This window comes from Streptococcus mitis (assembly GCF_946188585.1).
Taxonomy (GTDB): domain Bacteria; phylum Bacillota; class Bacilli; order Lactobacillales; family Streptococcaceae; genus Streptococcus; species Streptococcus mitis_DG.
The window spans coordinates 426,320-443,783 of the sequence record NZ_CAMHVI010000002.1 but is presented as its reverse complement, the minus strand read 5'-3'; the positions used below and the strand labels follow the sequence as shown (position 1 = coordinate 443,783).

At 34.9% G+C, this 17,464-nt stretch carries 13 protein-coding genes and 3 tRNA genes; 10 read left to right on the top strand and 6 right to left on the bottom strand.

Going from position 1 to position 17,464, the window contains the following annotated elements; genetic code table 11:
* Positions 1-7: 7 nt before the first annotated feature.
* From dnaA to N8M66_RS04750, 3 genes are all read right to left on the bottom strand, one after another.
* Complete coding sequence (gene dnaA / locus N8M66_RS04760; RefSeq protein WP_070478105.1) at positions 8-1,369, bottom strand: chromosomal replication initiator protein DnaA; 1,362 nt, start codon at positions 1,367-1,369, stop codon at positions 8-10.
* A 212-nt stretch (positions 1,370-1,581) separates the two neighbouring features.
* Positions 1,582-2,340, bottom strand: coding sequence for a ParB/RepB/Spo0J family partition protein (locus N8M66_RS04755; RefSeq protein ID WP_261045918.1), 759 nt, complete (start codon positions 2,338-2,340; stop codon positions 1,582-1,584).
* A gap of 57 nt (positions 2,341-2,397) precedes the next feature.
* Positions 2,398-3,579, bottom strand: coding sequence for a S1C family serine protease (locus N8M66_RS04750; protein WP_261045917.1), 1,182 nt, complete (start codon positions 3,577-3,579; stop codon positions 2,398-2,400).
* A 183-nt stretch (positions 3,580-3,762) separates the two neighbouring features.
* Here N8M66_RS04750 and rlmH point away from each other — a divergent pair, with 183 nt between their 5' ends.
* From rlmH to N8M66_RS04715, 7 genes are all read left to right on the top strand, one after another.
* Positions 3,763-4,242, top strand: a complete 480-nt coding sequence (gene rlmH / locus N8M66_RS04745) for a 23S rRNA (pseudouridine(1915)-N(3))-methyltransferase RlmH (RefSeq protein WP_004269820.1) — start codon at positions 3,763-3,765, stop codon at positions 4,240-4,242.
* Between the two features lie 43 nt (positions 4,243-4,285).
* Positions 4,286-4,359 (top strand) — tRNA-Arg (locus N8M66_RS04740).
* Between the two features lie 163 nt (positions 4,360-4,522).
* On the top strand, positions 4,523-4,648 hold the full coding sequence (gene comC / locus N8M66_RS04735) for a competence-stimulating peptide ComC (RefSeq protein ID WP_261045916.1): 126 nt from the start codon (positions 4,523-4,525) through the stop codon (positions 4,646-4,648).
* A 20-nt stretch (positions 4,649-4,668) separates the two neighbouring features.
* Entirely contained in the window at positions 4,669-5,988 is a 1,320-nt protein-coding gene (comD, locus tag N8M66_RS04730) for a competence system sensor histidine kinase ComD (RefSeq protein ID WP_261045915.1), read from the top strand.
* Positions 5,985-6,737 carry a competence system response regulator transcription factor ComE gene (gene comE / locus N8M66_RS04725; RefSeq protein ID WP_261045912.1) on the top strand — a complete coding sequence of 251 codons (753 nt, stop codon included), beginning with the start codon at positions 5,985-5,987 and terminating at the stop codon, positions 6,735-6,737. Before comD ends, comE begins: the two co-directional genes overlap by 4 nt.
* Positions 6,738-6,788: 51 nt before the next feature.
* Positions 6,789-6,860: transfer RNA gene (locus N8M66_RS04720), tRNA-Glu, on the top strand.
* Positions 6,861-6,865: 5 nt separating this feature from the next.
* A tRNA-Asn gene (locus N8M66_RS04715) sits at positions 6,866-6,939 on the top strand.
* Positions 6,940-6,978: 39 nt separating this feature from the next.
* On the opposite strand, the gene N8M66_RS04710 is transcribed toward N8M66_RS04715, so the two are convergent.
* Positions 6,979-7,521: a TetR/AcrR family transcriptional regulator gene (locus N8M66_RS04710; protein ID WP_201058573.1), complete on the bottom strand. Its 543-nt coding sequence runs from the start codon at positions 7,519-7,521 to the stop codon at positions 6,979-6,981.
* Positions 7,522-7,649: 128 nt separating this feature from the next.
* Here N8M66_RS04710 and N8M66_RS04705 point away from each other — a divergent pair, with 128 nt between their 5' ends.
* Positions 7,650-10,304: a YhgE/Pip domain-containing protein gene (locus tag N8M66_RS04705; protein WP_261045909.1), complete on the top strand. Its 2,655-nt coding sequence runs from the start codon at positions 7,650-7,652 to the stop codon at positions 10,302-10,304.
* A gap of 29 nt (positions 10,305-10,333) precedes the next feature.
* On the opposite strand, the gene N8M66_RS04700 is transcribed toward N8M66_RS04705, so the two are convergent.
* Positions 10,334-12,877, bottom strand: a complete 2,544-nt coding sequence (locus N8M66_RS04700) for a YfhO family protein (RefSeq protein ID WP_261045907.1) — start codon at positions 12,875-12,877, stop codon at positions 10,334-10,336.
* Between the two features lie 61 nt (positions 12,878-12,938).
* The gene (locus tag N8M66_RS04695) at positions 12,939-14,561 is read right to left on the bottom strand and encodes an ATP-binding cassette domain-containing protein (RefSeq protein ID WP_000958774.1); all 1,623 of its coding nucleotides are present in this window, start codon (positions 14,559-14,561) and stop codon (positions 12,939-12,941) included.
* A gap of 217 nt (positions 14,562-14,778) precedes the next feature.
* Between N8M66_RS04695 and trpS the strand changes: the two genes are divergently transcribed.
* Together trpS and guaB are read left to right on the top strand one after the other, a co-directional pair.
* Positions 14,779-15,804, top strand: a complete 1,026-nt coding sequence (trpS, locus tag N8M66_RS04690; protein ID WP_000165458.1) for a tryptophan--tRNA ligase — start codon at positions 14,779-14,781, stop codon at positions 15,802-15,804.
* A 152-nt stretch (positions 15,805-15,956) separates the two neighbouring features.
* Positions 15,957-17,435: an IMP dehydrogenase gene (guaB, locus tag N8M66_RS04685; protein ID WP_000073418.1), complete on the top strand. Its 1,479-nt coding sequence runs from the start codon at positions 15,957-15,959 to the stop codon at positions 17,433-17,435.
* The last annotated feature ends 29 nt before the right edge of the window (positions 17,436-17,464 follow it).

Here is a 17,464-nt window from a genome sequence, read left to right as displayed (position 1 = left end):
CCACAAGCTATTTGATTTTCTTTTTGATTGATTCAATTTCTAAACGTAAATTATCGTCTTCATCAATCAAAGATTTAATTTTTGCATGGGCATGAATGACTGTTGTATGATCTTTTCCTCCAAATTCCTTCCCAATTTTTGGAAGACTATTATCTGTTAATTCTCTAGATAAATACATGGCTACTTGACGGGCCAAAACAATATTTTGAAGGCGTCTGCTTCCCTTCATTTCTTTGACACTAACACCATAGAAGTTCCCTACTTCAGTTTGGATTTTATCAATTGGAATGACGAGGATTTGGCTAACATCTTGTTTGCGAGCTCTAATGGCTTCTGCAGCGATATCGATAGTGATATCCTTAATCTTCTTCACTCTGGCAATTAAAGTGATGTCGTTGATTGCTCCTTCAAGTTCTCGAACGTTTGAATCAAATTGGCCAGCTAGGTATTCTAGGGTATCACTTTGGAAATTGTAGTCTAAATGCTCTGTTTTACTTTGTAAAATGGCAATACGTGTTTCAAAGTCAGGTGGTGTGATGTTTTGCGTCAAGCCCCAGCTAAAGCGCGTGACAAGCCGTTCTTCAAGGCCTTCTAAGTGTTTAGGGCTACGATCACTGGTCAGAACAATTTGTTTTTGATTGTTATGGAGAACATTGAAAGTATTGAAAAATTCTTCCTGAGTTGCAACTTTTTTTCCACTCAGCGATTGAATATCATCAATTAACAAGAGATCGAGGCTACGGTAGGTTTTTTTGAACTTATCCATTTCACCCAGTCTAAGATGTTCAAGAAAGTCGTTGATAAAGCTTTCAGCAGGGATGTACTTCACACGCGCATCAGGAATATTTTTCAAAATCTCATTCCCAATTGCATTGAGTAAGTGAGTCTTACCAAGGCCAGGTCCTCCATAGATAAAAAGAGGGTTATAGGTCAGAGCCAAATCTTCAGAGACAGCCAAAGCGGCTGATACTGCCCAAACATTTCCATCTCCTTGGATAAAATTATCAAAGGTATACTTTTCTTTTAATCCAGTATCCGAATAAGGAATAGATGCTAACTTTGGACTATAGTCATAAAGAGTTGAATTTGTAGCTTCTTCAACTTGTGAAATAGTCGTATCTTGAGGCTTGGTGAAAATATAGTGGGGAGTTATTTCAGCATCATAAATTTCAAAACCAGCTACTACAATGATATCTTTTAGTTGTTTTTCCCAGACCATTTCCATTTCAGATCGTGGTAAAAATATAGTGGCAACATTTTCCTCTACCTTGATAAGTTCAGCTTGAATAGCATAGAAATCATACATGGATCGAGTTAGTCTTTCTTGAGCAAATTCTAATATACGATTCCAAAATTGTTTTTCTTTCAATCCATTCTCCTCCTTTACTATTTAAAAGTTTAATGCTAGATTTATTTTACCATAGATAGCAATAATTTTCCACAAGCTGTGAAAAATAATCCACAATGTTATCAAGTTTTATCCACAGGTTGGGGATAAAATTAGAAACTGTTGATTTATTAAGCTTTTTATTGAAAAAAATAGTGGATAACCTTGTGAGATAAAAAAATAAAAGAACAGCCTTATTTCAGGCTGTTGATAATTCTACTGTATTCTTCTTGATTTGAAAAAGAAATAATGATTTTTCCATTGTTTTTTTTGGACAATTTGATTTCTACGTCTAATCCAAGTAGTTTTTTTAACTGTTCTTCTTCATTTTGTATGAAATGATCAGTTTTTTGCTGTTTCTTTTGTTTTTTATCTGTCAGAAGAGCTTCTAACTTCCTTACAGAAATGTCTTCCTCTATAATTCGTTGAAAGAAATAGTCTTGTTGTTCCTTATTCAAGCCAACTAGCGAACGCGCATGCGCTTGTGATAGTTGGCCATTTTCTACTTCTGAAAGGATCTGTTCTGGCAAGGACAGCAAGCGAATAGAGTTGCTGATATAAGGACGAGACTTGCCCATTTTATCTGCAATTTCAGCATGGGTAAATCCTTTCTCTACGAGAGATTCATAAGCGCGTGCTTCTTCTATTGGATTTAAATTTTCTCTTTGTAAATTTTCAATGATGGACTGAACCATCATCTCTTGGTCTGAAAGTTGTTTAACAACAGCTGGGATAGACGTTAGACCAGCTAAAAGTGAAGCGCGATAGCGTCTCTCTCCTGCAAGGATTTCATAACCAATAACAGGAGATTGACGAACAATAATCGGTTGAATGACCCCATTTTCTTTGATAGACTGTGCTAGTTCATGTAGTTTTTTTCCATCAAATTCTTTTCGAGGTTGATAGGGATTTTTTTGTATATCCGTGATAGAAATCATTTCAAATTTTTCCATGATTCTACACTAACACATCTTTTCTCTTATGTAAAGCTTTCTTTACATAGATGTCAATTAAGATTCTAAATCACCTGAACTCTTGTCAAGTTTAATAGATGTAGTTTCTTCTTTACCGTTACGATAGTAAGTTATCTTAATGGTGTCTCCGATAGAATGATTGTAAAGAGCACTTTGTAAGTCTGTTGATGAAGCGATGTCTTTGTCATCTACTTTTGTAATAACATCGTATTTTTCAAGGTGACCATTTGCAGGCATATTACTTTGCACAGAACGAACAACTACACCAGATGTTACACTGCTTGGAATATTCAGTCTTCTAATATCACTTGTGTTAATATTTGAGAGATTGACCATTTGAATTCCCAAAGCTGGACGAGTCACTTTTCCGTTCTTTTCTAATTGTTCAATAATATTGATAGCATCATTTGCAGGGATTGCAAAACCAAGACCTTCTACAGATGTTCCTCCATTTGAGGCAATTTTACTTGAGGTAATTCCGATAACCTGTCCTTGAATATTGATTAGTGGGCCACCAGAGTTACCTGGGTTAATAGCAGTATCAGTTTGGATGGCTTTTGTAGAAATGGCTTGTCCATCTTCAGATTTTAAAGATACATTTCGATTGAGACTAGATATGATACCTTGAGTGACAGTATTAGCATATTCAGAACCTAACGGGCTACCGATAGCAATAGCAGTTTCTCCTACGGTTAACTGACTAGAATCACCAAATTCCGCTACTGTTGTCACTTTTTCTGAAGATATTTTGACGACAGCAATATCAGAGAAAGTGTCAGCTCCGACGATTTCTCCAGGTACCTTAGTTCCATCTGACAAACGAATATCTACTTTGCTGGCACCATTTATAACGTGATTATTGGTGACAATATAAGCTTCTTTGTCATTCTTTTTATAAATAACCCCAGATCCTTCACTAGAGATTTGCTGAGAATCTGTATCTGTATCATCATTGCCAAATACGCTATTTTGTCTGTTAGCTGAATAAGTAATAACAGAAACAACAGCGTCTTTTACTTTGTTAACAGCCTGTGTTGTTGAATTTTCGTTCTTATAGGCAGTCTGTGTAATAGTACTATTGTTGTTGGAGTTACTTACAGTACTTTTCTGAGTTAGTTGGTTTATTGAAAAACTCCCCAAGGCTCCACTAATAAAGCTAATGACGATAACGACTAATAATTGAAACCATTTTTTGTAAAATGTTTTGAGATGTTTCATATTTGCCTCCATATGTTTTAAATTAATGAAAGTATAAACTGACTAGCTTAATTATAACTTAAAAATAAAAGTTTTTCACAGATTGTGGATAACTTTCAAAAATCTGTGGTTTTCTCGGCTAAAATTAACCTTTTATTTTGTGAATAAGATGTGAAAAAATAGAGAATATGTTAGAATAGAGTCATGAAAATTAAAGTTGTAACAGTTGGGAAACTGAAAGAAAAGTATTTAAAAGATGGTATCGCAGAGTATTCAAAACGAATTTCTCGATTTGCTAAGCTTGAAATGATTGAGCTAGCAGATGAAAAAACACCAGATAGGGCCAGTGAGTCAGAAAATCAAAAGATTTTAGAAATAGAAGGTCAGAGAATTTTATCAAAAGTTGGTGACCGTGATTTTGTTATTGCGTTGGCTATCGAAGGGAGAACTTTCTCCTCAGAAGAATTTAGTAAGCAGCTAGAAGAAGCTTCTATAAAAGGATTTTCTACTCTTACCTTTATTATTGGAGGGAGTCTGGGGTTAGCACAGGATGTAAAAAAGAGAGCCAATCTCTCTGTTAGTTTTGGTCGTTTAACCTTGCCCCATCAGTTAATGAGACTAGTCCTTGTTGAACAAATCTATCGGGCTTTTACAATACAGCAGGGCTCGCCCTATCATAAATAGAAAATTGACTTTCAATTGAATTTTTGGTAGAATAACTATATTAGGTCTCATAGCTCAGCTGGATAGAGCATTCGCCTTCTAAGCGAACGGTCGCAGGTTCGAATCCTGCTGGGATCAATATAGTAGCAAAGCTGGGAATTTTCCCGGCTTTTTTCTTAAAAAAGTACACTTGGGGATAAAAAAAGACAGTTGAGAGAATTTTATCTAAAACAAAATTCCATTTTGTATAATAGTTTTTGTAAGTTAGCTTACAAGAAAAAAACATTTAGGAGATTTAATTATGAAAAACACAGTTAATTTAGATAAGTTTGTAGAATTGAAGGAAAAAGACTTGCAGGAGATTCGAGGTGGGGATAGTAGGATATCAAAATACCTCCGTGATTTTATTTTCCCAAGAAAAAAGTAATGAAATAAGGGGAAAGAGTAATGAATTTATTTGGATTTGGGATAGTTATTGTTTATTTTTTTATCGTTAGCAAAAGTTATGAACGGATTTGTAAAATAACTAAAAAAGAGCATATAGTTTTTTTATGCTACACAGGTATATCAGTTTTTATACTTGAAGAAGTTGCTAGTATGATATATAGAGGTGGTTTTAGTTTAGTTAAATTTTTATTTCCATTAGTTATATATTTTTATTTAAGAAAATTTAAGATATATGAAACATACAAAGGAATTTTTATTAGTATACTATTATCTTTGTTATATAATGGTACCCATACTTTTATATCTGTAACGTTATCTTCAATTATAGGAGATTATTTAGTATCCCAGCATGAAGAAATTTTCTATTTTATAGTTCTATTACTAACTTATTTTTCAATCAAAAAAATTATTACTTATTTCCATTTGGAACTAAACTATTTTGACAAAGACTATCTATATCCTTTCTTGAAAAAAGTATTTTTTGCTTTACTATTGCTACATATTGTATCTTTCGTTTCAGATATGGTAAGTACGATTAAACATTTGAATAGTTTTGGAAGTATTTTATCATCTATTGTCTTTATCTCTTTACTTTTGACTTTCTTTGCAATGAATTCTCATAAAGAACAAATGGAGAAAGAGATTGCTTTGAAGCAGAAGAAATTTGAACAGAAACATTTACAAAACTACACAGATGAAATTGTTGCTTTGTATAATGAAATACGTGGGTTTAGACATGACTATGCTGGGATGCTTGTCAGCATGCAGATGGCAATTGACAGTGGTGATTTACAGGAAATTGACAGAGTTTACAATGAAGTTTTGGTTAAAGCAAATCACAAACTGCGTTCAGATAAATACACTTACTTTGATTTGAACAACATAGAAGATTCAGCTTTACGAAGTTTGGTTGCTCAGTCAATTGTCTATGCTCGAAATAATGGTGTAGAGTTTACACTGGAAGTAAAAGATACGATTACCAAGCTCCCAATTGAACTATTGGATTTAGTTCGTATTATGAGTGTTTTATTGAACAATGCTGTCGAAGGATCGGCTGATAGTTATAAAAAGCAGATGGAAGTAGCAGTTATTAAGATGGAAACTGAAACAGTGATTGTAATTCAGAATTCATGTAAAATGACGCTGACTCCTTCAGGAGATCTTTTTGCCTTAGGATTCTCTACTAAGGGAAGAAATCGTGGAGTCGGATTAAATAATGTGAAAGAACTACTGGATAAGTATAACAATATTATTTTAGAAACAGAGATGGAAGGCAGTACATTTAGACAAATCATTAGATTTAAGAGGGAATTTGAATGAAAGTTTTAATTTTAGAAGATGTTATTGAACATCAAGTGAGACTAGAGAGAATATTAGATGAAATTTCGAAAGAATCGAATATTCCAAAATCATACAAGACAACAGGAAAAGTCCGTGAGTTTAAGGAATATATCGAAAATGATGAAGTAAACCAGCTTTATTTTCTAGATATTGATATTCATGGTATTGAGAAAAAAGGGTTTGAAGTTGCTCAGTTTATTCGTCATCACAATCCTTATGCTATTATCGTCTTTATCACCAGTCGATCAGAGTTTGCGACTCTAACCTATAAATACCAGGTATCAGCCTTAGATTTTGTTGATAAGGATATCAATGATGAGTTGTTTAAGAAGAGAATTGAGCAAAATATCTTCTACACGAAGAGTATGTTACTTGAAAATGAAGATGTGGTAGATTATTTTGACTACAATTACAAGGGAAATGATTTAAAAATTCCTTACCATGACATTCTGTATATTGAAACGACAGGAGTTTCTCATAAATTGCGCATTATTGGTAAAAATTTTGCAAAAGAGTTTTACGGTACCATGACAGATATTCAGGAAAAGGACAAACATACTCAGCGATTTTATTCTCCTCACAAGTCATTTTTGGTAAATATAGGGAATATCAGAGAAATTGATCGAAAAAACTTAGAAATTGTTTTCTATGAAGACCATCGTTGTCCTATTTCAAGATTAAAAATTAGAAAATTAAAAGATATTCTAGAGAAAAAATCTCAAAAGTGATTGACAATTAGTAAGAAATTGATATAATGGTTATATCTGCTACAGATAGAAGGTCCGTTGGTCAAGGGGTTAAGACACCGCCTTTTCACGGCGGTAACACGGGTTCGAATCCCGTACGGACTATTTTATCCGCCATAGCTCAGTTGGTAGTAGCGCATGACTGTTAATCATGATGTCGTAGGTTCGAGTCCTACTGGCGGAGTATAGATAAAAGGGAACTAGTGTTGTTCCCTTTTTTGTATCAATTTGTATCACCAAGCATTTTCATAAGGAAGTCTGTTATTTCTTGAGGACTTTCTTTTTTTCCGTGTGCAATCCAAGTTTGACAAACACCAAAAAGTGCATGAGTTAGATAGATGCTACTATATTCTAATTCAGTGGTATTTAGATTTAGTTGCATAAAGCGTTTTTGTAAATCCGTACTGAGCATGATATGAAGTTTATTTCGTAAGAAATTTTGGATTTCTTTAGTCCCATTTTCAGAAAGAAGGGCAGCCAGAAGTGGTTCTGATTCTAGATATTCAAAGACTTCTAAAATAGCGTCTCTTTTGTGATGAGCATGTTTTTGAAAAATATATTCAAATGTATGGAATAGCTTACTTTGATAGTGCTCAATCATATCATACTTATCCTTATAGTGAGTATAGAAGCTGGAACGACTAATTCCGGCTTTTTTTGCTAATTTGACAGTAGAAATTTGATCAAATGGCTGTTCTATCAGTAGTTGTACCATAGCATTTTCAATAGTTCGCTTTGTTTTTAAGCGTTTGTTACTTTCTTGCATATTTCCTCCTTATAAACAAATTAGACTATATGTCTAAAAATTGATTTTTTTATCTTGTAATTTATATTTTTTATTGTATAATCTATTATATCAAAATTTTAGACAATATGTTTAAAAAAGGAGAAACTATGTTTAAAGAATGGAAAGCAATTTTTAAAAAACCAAACTTTATTATTGTCATGATAGGGATTTCTCTTATTCCCGCTCTGTACAATGTCATATTTTTGTCATCAATGTGGGATCCATATGGTCAATTGTCTGACTTACCTGTGGCAGTTGTCAATAATGATAAAGAAGCTTCCTATAACGGTAATACCATGGCTATAGGAAAAGACATGGTGTCTAATTTAGAGCAAAATAAATCATTGGATTTTCATTTTGTAGATGAAGATGAAGGAAAGAAGGGATTGGAAGATGGCGATTACTATATGGTAGTGACTTTACCAAGTGATTTATCTGAAAAAGCAGCTTCTATTTTAACGAATCATCCAGAGCAAATGCAAATCGATTATCAGACTTCAAGTGGTCATAGTTTTATTGCCAGCAAGATGAGCGATTCTGCGATGACACAGTTAAAACAGAATGTTTCTGCTAATGTAACCGAATCCTATACGAAAGCTTTATTTCAAAAGATGGGTGATTTAAAATCCGGTTTAACGAAGGCAGCCGATGGAAGTGAACAATTGGCTAACGGGGCTAGTCAGTTAGCTGTAGGAAGTCAGACATTGTCTTCAAATCTTGCTACTTTAGCTAGCTCAAGTTTAACCTTTTCGGATGGAACAAATCAATTTACAAAAGGGTTGACAATGTATGTCACAGGAGTAAAGCAACTGAATAGTGGCTTAGGAACATTTAATGATGGTTTACAGAACTATACAAGTGCGGTTTCACAGGTTGACACAGGACTTAATCAATTATCTTCGAAAACTCCAGAATTAGTTGCAGGTGTCAACCAGTTAAATACAGGGATGAAGTCATATGCTGGTGGAGTTTCACAACTCAATTCAGGTCTCAGTCAATTTTCGGTTGGTGTCAATGCCTATACAAGCGGAGTTGACAAATTATCTGTTGGTACAAACCAACTATCAAGTCAATCAGATACATTGAGAGACGGTATTACTCAATTAAATAAAGGAATAAAAGAAATATCCACACAATTAAATACTTCATCTCAACAGAAAGAGGATATAACACAGTTAGCAAGCAGTTTAGATGAGTTGAATAAGGCTCTCCAATCAGTTACAGTTTCAGATAATACTGATCTTAAAAATACAATATCTAATGACTTAACAAATATAACGACTCTTGCTCAAACTATTGTGACTAATAGTCAAGCAGAGCAAGAGAAAACTCTTACAAATCTTCAAGCAACAGCAACTTATCAATCTCTCACTGAAACTCAGAAAAAAGAATTGACTGAAGCTGTCTCAAATAATTCTAATTCTACGATAGAGTCAGCAAAAGCAATTTTAACGACGGCAGGAGATTTAAAAGAAAATTTAGGAAGTATAAACCAACCAGTCTCTAATCTTTCTACTTTACAGACTAAAGCAAATCAACTTTTACCTATAGCGTCTAGTTCCTTGACATTTATGTCAAGTGGATTTACACAGTTGCAAAATGCTGTAGATAATCAGTTAGTTCCCGGAAGTCAATCAATTGAAAATGGAGTTAATGCGTATACTAAGGGATTGGATACTATTTCTTTAGGTGTAAATCAACTAAGTGAAAAGAATACAACTTTAACAACAAGTTTGGATCAATTGGTTTCTGGCTCAACCAATTTGACAGAAAACTCTTCAAAATTGACAACTGGTTTGGATACTCTAGCTGGGAAAACTCCAGAATTAGTAACAGGTATTGAAAAACTATCATCTGGTTCTGCTCAATTGAACAATAAGAGTCCAGAGTTAATAGCAGGTCTTACTAAATTACAATTTGGCTCTGATCAATTAACAGATAAATCAACACAATTACTTTCTGCAGCATCCCAACTAGGAAGTGGCGCTATGAAGATAGCAGATGGTACTGGAAAATTAGCTGAAGGTGGAGCAACTTTAACTGCTGGTATTGAAAGTTTACAAGTAGGAACTACTGATCTAGGACAAGGCTTAAGAAGTGCTAGCAATCAACTAAAATCAGCATCAACAGAATCTAAAAATGCAGAGATTTTGTCAAATCCACTCAATCTTTCAAAAACAGACAATGATCAAGTTCCTGTAAATGGGATTGCTATGGCTCCTTATATGATATCAGTCGCTCTCTTTGTCGCTGCATTATCAACAAATATGATTTTTGCTAAATTACCTTCAGGTCGTCATCCTGAAACTCGCTGGGCTTGGTTCAAATCTCGCTTTGAGATAAATGGAGTTATAGCTGTTTTAGCCGCTGTCTTAGTCTATGGTGGCGCTCATCTTATTGGTCTAACAGCAAATCATGAAATGAGAACCTTGTTCTTAATTATTATCGCAAGCTTAACATTTATGTCTATGGTAACTGCATTAACAACATGGAATAGCCGTATAGGAGCTTTCTTCTCTCTTATTTTGCTATTATTACAGTTAGCATCAAGTGCAGGTACCTATCCACTTGCTTTGACAAATAATTTCTTTAGAGCTATTAATCCTTGGTTACCAATGAGTTATTCAGTTTCGGGATTACGACAAACAATCTCTATGACAGGAAATATTCATCATCAAGTCATTTTCCTTGCTGTGATATTAGCCCTATTTACTGGTTTAGGTATGCTAGCCTATCAACCTAAGAAAATGGAAGAAGATTAAAAAAATCGACCGATTAATTGGTCGATTTTTTATGCTTTAGATGACTTTCGTCTGTGATTATAGGTTCCAAATAGTAAGAGAGAAGTAAAGGAACAAATTGCTCCAGTAATAAAACCATTGGGAATAAAGGAAAGTGTAATAGTTCCTTTTCCCTTAGGAACGTCAACTTTCATAAAACCAGTTTGAGCTTGTTTAATTTCTATTTTCTTACCATCTTGGTAGGCAGACCAGCCTTTATCATAAGGAATGGTGAAGAAAATGGACGTATCTTGTTTAACATCATATGTAGCAAAGACTTTGTTTTTAGAAGTTGATACTGTGACAGGTTGTTCTTTAATTTTTTGAATTGCCTCGGTGAAAGTTTTGGTATCTAAACGATAGAAGGTAGGAGATTCAAATGATACCTGTGAATTTCCAGGGAAACTAACATTAATATTGAAAGTTTTTTTCTCTTTTGTATAGCCTAGATTAAAGAAGGAGAAGACATTATCAGTTGTAAAAGTTTTCTTTTCCCCATTGACAAGGATGTCAACTTTCTTTTGTTTATCATTAGAAAAGTGAAGGTTTGTGAAAGAAAGATAAACTTGGCTGTTTTCTGGCACTTCAATTTGATATTGGATTGCTGCATCTTCATTTGAAGAACTTGTAACAGTAATCAAATCATCAGTATTCTCTGTTTTTTCATAGGGTATTGGAGAAAAATAATCAAAATTGACGTCAGCAAGTTGATTTAAAAACGAGGCTTGATTATCTAAAGTATGTTCATTGAACTTGACATCGTTGTAAATAGATTGACTAGCAAAGGCAATCGGAAGAGAGTATTGATTTTCATATAGGGTAAGATTATCTTTTGGATAGATATCTTGGAAACCATACTTATCAATAGGACTGTCTGAGATATTGTACTGGATACTAAATAAACTATCAGCCAAAATACTATTATTTGCATAACGGAGATTGAGATTAGTCCCAGAGGATTTAAAACCAAGTTTATCTAAAGTAGAGCTTGCTGAACGATTTCGAACAGATGAAAATTGAGAGATTCCATTGTAGTTGAATTTCATACTGTCATTCCCTGTCTGAGTTTGTAGTTTCTCAGTACGAGTAAATGAATTTTCAATATATGTTGAGAAAGATTCCATAGTTGGGATATCTCTACTATATGCACTTCGAGAAGCAAATCCCCATTCCTTAGCAATTCCGTCCATTTGATATGAAGCATTTAAACTTATTTCAACCATTATAAATAAAGAGATTAGGATGGCAAATAGATTTACAGAGATAAACTTTTTGATAAATGCAAGGAGTAAAAGCGAATAGACAACCAAAAATTCAAGAGTAAGCAGAATATTCAAATCTGTTAAAAAAGAATAATGTGATTTTAGATAGATGGTAGCTAAAAATCCTGTTACTACAAGAAAAAGCGAAACTAAAAAGTTCTGGATTTTAATTTCTCTTAGACGATTTAAGACTTCCGCTGCTGTGTAAATTAACAAGGTAGAGAAAATCCAAGCATAGCGATGTAAAAACATGTTTGGAGTATGCATGCCTTGCCAAAATAAATCAAGAGCTTCTATATAAAAGCTTGCAATTAAAAATGTAAAGAAGATTGCATAGATAAGTTTCACGTGAAACTTAATAGATTTCAGCGTAAAAAATAAAATAGTTAAAATAAAGGGAAGCAGTCCAACAAAAATCATTGGGATAGCCCCATACTTTGTTGTGTCAAAGGAACCAATGAATTGCTTAGCAAAGAGATCAAGATACCAGCTACTTTCAGTTTGAAACTTTGTAACTTCAGTTAATTTTTCTCCATGTGTCTGTAAATCAAATAGAGTAGGAAGAGTCAGAATCAAACTAGCCATACCAGCTAAAAAGGAGATAACTATGAAATCAAGAACAGATGATTTTCGAGTCTTAAAGTTCCACGAAATTTGACAGAGATACCAGAAAATAAGAAACAATACTGTCATATAGCCAAAATAATAGTTTTGGATAAATAAGATTGACAGACTTGTAAAGTACAATAGGAATTTCTTTTCAGTGATAAGTAGGTGTAAGCCAGTTATAATTAAAGGAATCAAGATAAAAACATCCAGCCAGGTTTTTATCTCTAGTTGACTAACAGTGAAACTCATCAGAGCATAGGAAGTAGATAAAGCTAGTTTTAAAGGTTTAGGAATCGATTGAAATAATTTATTTAAACTAAAGAAGATTGACAGACCAATCAATCCAAATTTTAAGAGAGTTGTCAGATAGACAGCATCTGGCATATTCGTTAAATCAAAAAAGTAAACCAGAGGCGCGAGAAAACTACCCAAGTAATAACTTGATAGAGCATAGAAGTTTAGTCCTAGCCCACTTGTAAAGGTGTAAAACAGACTACCATTTCCATGTAGGATATTCCTTAGAGTTATATCAAAAATAACGTATTGATGAAATCCATCTCCTAATAGAGGAGAGTTGTCACTATTCCAGTAGATACCTTGAGATAGGTATACTCCTGTCATAATCAATACAGGAATGATGAAAGAAACAAAATAGGTCCAATATGTTTTAAAAAATAATTTCATGTTACCTCATAAAATGTTAGAAAACTCAGCTGGTTAACCCAACTGAGTTTTGAAGTTTTATTTAGTCTTTCCAAAGTTCTTTAACTTTTGCTTGTACTTCTGCATTTTCTAGGAATTCATCATAGGTTTCATCGATACGATCGATGACGCCATTTTTAGACAAAACAATGATATGGTTTGCCAAAGTTTGGATAAACTCGTGATCATGACTGGCAAAGATGATTGATTCTTTAAAGTTTTTCAATCCGTCATTCAAGCTTGAGATAGATTCCAAGTCCAAGTGATTGGTTGGATCATCGAGGACAAGGACATTTGATTTCAAGAGCATGAGTTTTGAAAGCATGACACGGACTTTTTCTCCCCCTGACAAGACGTTTACAGGTTTGTTAACTTCATCTCCAGAGAAGAGCATACGGCCGAGGAAACCGCGTAGGAAAGTATTGTCATCTTCTTCTTTACTTGCAAATTGACGCAACCAGTCAAGAATTGATTCTCCCCCTGCGAAATCAGCTGAGTTATCTTTTGGCAAGTAAGAACGGCTAGTAGTTACTCCCCACTTGACAGTTCCTTCATAGTCAATGTCTCCCATGATTGCACGAATTAATGCAGTCGTTTGGATGTCATTTTGCCCAATAAGCGCTGTCTTATCACCTGGGCGTAAGATAAAGCTGATATTATCTAAAATAGTCTCACCATCAATCTTTACAGTTAGATTTTCTACTGTCAAGAGATCATTACCAATCTCACGTTCCGCTTTAAAGTTAATAAATGGATATTTACGACTAGATGGTACAATCTCTTCTAGCTCAATCTTATCAAGCATTTTCTTACGTGATGTTGCTTGTCTTGATTTAGAAGCATTAGCAGAGAAACGAGCAACGAATTCTTGCAATTGCTTAATTTTTTCTTCTGCTTTAGCATTACGGTCTGCTAGCAATTTAGCAGCGAGTTCAGAAGATTCCTTCCAGAAGTCATAGTTTCCGACATAGAGTTTGATTTTTCCAAAGTCAAGGTCGGCCATGTGAGTACATACTTTATTTAAGAAGTGACGGTCGTGGGATACTACGATAACGGTGTTATCAAAATCAATCAAGAAGTCTTCTAACCAAGTAATCGATTGAATGTCCAAACCGTTGGTAGGCTCGTCCAAAAGAAGAACATCTGGTTTACCAAAAAGTGCTTTGGCGAGGAGAACCTTTACTTTTTCACCGTTGGCCAATTCGCTCATGTTTTGATAGTGCAATTCTTCTGGAATGTTTAGGTTTTGAAGTAGTTGAGAGGCTTCGCTTTCTGCTTCCCAGCCTCCAAGCTCAGCAAACTCTCCTTCGAGTTCGGCAGCACGGACTCCGTCCTCATCTGAGAAATCTTCCTTCATGTATATAGCATCTTTTTCCTTCATGATGCTATAAAGTTTTTCATTTCCCATGATAACGACATCAATAGCACGTTCATCTTCATAGTCAAAGTGATTTTGACGAAGAACAGAGAGACGTTCATCTGGACCAAGAGAGATGTGACCAGTAGTAGGTTCGATATCTCCAGCTAAAATTTTTAAAAAGGTTGATTTTCCGGCACCATTAGCACCAATTAATCCGTAAGTATTTCCTTCTGTAAATTTGATATTGACATCATCAAAAAGTTTGCGATCACTAAAACGTAGTGAAACATCAGATACTGTAAGCAATGTTTTTCTCCTATATGTGTAATATATTTATTCTACTAGAAAATACGGAAATATTCAAATTTTTATCTGTCAATTTTATGTAAATTACATTTACAGTACGCTTTACAGTACGCTTTACACAAAACCGTGAATAGCAAGGTTGATTTATTTTGATAAATTGCGGTTATTTCATTAAAAAAATGCTATAATTGAAGGGACTATATCGAAGGAGAACAAAATGACTAAACCCATTATTTTAACAGGAGACCGTCCAACAGGAAAATTACATATTGGACATTATGTTGGAAGTCTCAAAAATCGAGTATTATTACAGGAAGAGGATAAGTATGACATGTTTGTGTTCTTGGCTGACCAACAAGCCTTGACAGATCATGCCAAAGATCCTCAAACCATTGTAGAGTCTATTGGAAATGTGGCTTTGGATTACCTTGCAGTTGGATTGGATCCGAGTAAATCAACTATCTTTATTCAAAGTCAGATTCCAGAGTTGGCTGAACTATCTATGTATTATATGAATCTAGTTTCATTAGCACGTTTGGAGCGCAATCCAACTGTCAAGACAGAGATTGCTCAAAAAGGATTTGGGGAAAGTATTCCTACAGGATTCTTGGTCTATCCGATCGCTCAAGCAGCTGACATCACAGCTTTCAAGGCCAATTATGTTCCAGTTGGGACAGATCAGAAACCAATGATTGAGCAAACTCGCGAGATTGTTCGTTCTTTTAACAATGCATATAACTGTGATGTCTTGGTAGAACCTGAAGGTATTTATCCAGAAAATGAGAGAGCAGGGCGTTTGCCTGGTTTAGATGGAAATGCTAAAATGTCTAAATCCCTCAATAACGGTATTTATTTAGCTGATGATGCGGATACTTTGCGTAAAAAAGTAATGAGTATGTATACAGATCCAGATCATATCCGAGTTGAGGATCCAGGTAAAATTGAAGGAAATATGGTTTTTCATTATCTAGATGTTTTTGGTCGTCCAGAAGATGCTCAAGAAATTGCTGAAATGAAAGAACATTATCAACGAGGTGGTCTTGGTGATGTGAAGACCAAGCGTTATCTACTTGAAATATTAGAACGTGAACTGGGTCCTATTCGTGAGCGCCGTATCGAATTTGCTAAGGATATGGGAGAAGTTTATAATATGCTTCAAAAAGGTAGTGAAAGAGCGCGTGAAGTTGCAGGTCAAACCCTATCTGAGGTTAAAGGAGCAATGGGACTTCATTACTTTAACTAAGTTTATTTTTACAAGAAACTATCATTTCTATCTCAAAGAAAAGATAGTTTTTTATTTACCCCTGTAACATTTGACAAATTTTTATAGAATGGTATGATAGATACAATATAAAAAGAGTCAAGCTCAAAAAGAAAGAAAAGAGGAAACTTCGAATGTCTAATTGGGACACTAAATTTTTGAAAAAAGGTTTTACCTTTGATGATGTATTGCTTATTCCAGCTGAAAGTCATGTGTTGCCTAACGATGCAGATTTAACAACTAAATTGGCAGATAATTTGACTTTAAATATCCCAATTATTACCGCTGCCATGGACACAGTTACAGAGAGTCAAATGGCCATTGCTATTGCTCGTGCAGGCGGTCTCGGAGTTATCCATAAAAACATGTCAATTGCTCAACAAGCAGATGAGGTTCGTAAGGTAAAACGTTCTGAAAATGGAGTTATTATTGATCCCTTCTTCTTAACACCTGAACATACAATTGCTGAAGCTGATGAGCTTATGGGACGTTACCGCATCAGTGGTGTTCCAGTTGTTGAAACACTTGAAAATCGTAAATTGGTTGGTATTTTGACAAACCGAGATCTTCGTTTTATTTCAGATTATAACCAACCAATCTCAAATCATATGACCAGTGAAAATCTTGTTACTGCTCCTGTGGGTACAGATCTTGCAACAGCTGAGAGCATTCTTCAAGAACACCGTATTGAAAAACTTCCTTTAGTAGATGAAGAAGGTCGTCTTTCTGGTTTGATTACTATCAAAGATATTGAAAAAGTTATTGAGTTTCCAAATGCTGCTAAAGATGAGTTTGGTCGTCTCTTAGTTGCAGGTGCAGTAGGTGTTACTTCAGATACATTTGAACGTGCAGAGGCACTTTTTGAGGCAGGGGCGGATGCGATTGTTATTGATACTGCACATGGTCATTCTGCAGGTGTCTTGCGTAAAATTGCTGAGATTCGTGCTCACTTCCCAGATCGTACTTTGATTGCTGGAAATATTGCTACTGCTGAGGGAGCGCGCGCACTTTACGAAGCAGGTGTAGATGTTGTCAAGGTTGGTATTGGACCAGGTTCTATCTGTACTACTCGTGTGATTGCAGGTGTTGGTGTTCCACAAGTAACAGCTATCTACGATGCTGCAGCCGTTGCGCGTGAATATGGAAAAACGATCATTGCTGACGGTGGAATCAAGTATTCTGGAGATATTGTAAAAGCCCTTGCTGCAGGTGGAAATGCAGTTATGCTTGGATCAATGTTTGCTGGCACTGATGAAGCTCCAGGTGAAACTGAAATCTTCCAAGGACGTAAATTCAAGACATACCGTGGTATGGGTTCAATCGCAGCAATGAAGAAAGGTTCAAGCGATCGTTACTTCCAAGGTTCTGTCAATGAAGCAAATAAACTTGTTCCAGAAGGAATTGAAGGTCGTGTTGCTTATAAAGGAGCGGCAGCTGATATCGTCTTCCAAATGATTGGTGGTATTCGCTCTGGTATGGGTTACTGTGGTGCAGCTAACCTTAAAGAGTTACATGACAATGCTCAATTTATTGAAATGTCTGGTGCTGGTTTGAAAGAAAGCCATCCTCATGATGTACAAATTACTAATGAGGCACCAAATTATTCTATGTAAAAGAAATAAAGAGAACTCCCGTGAAAACA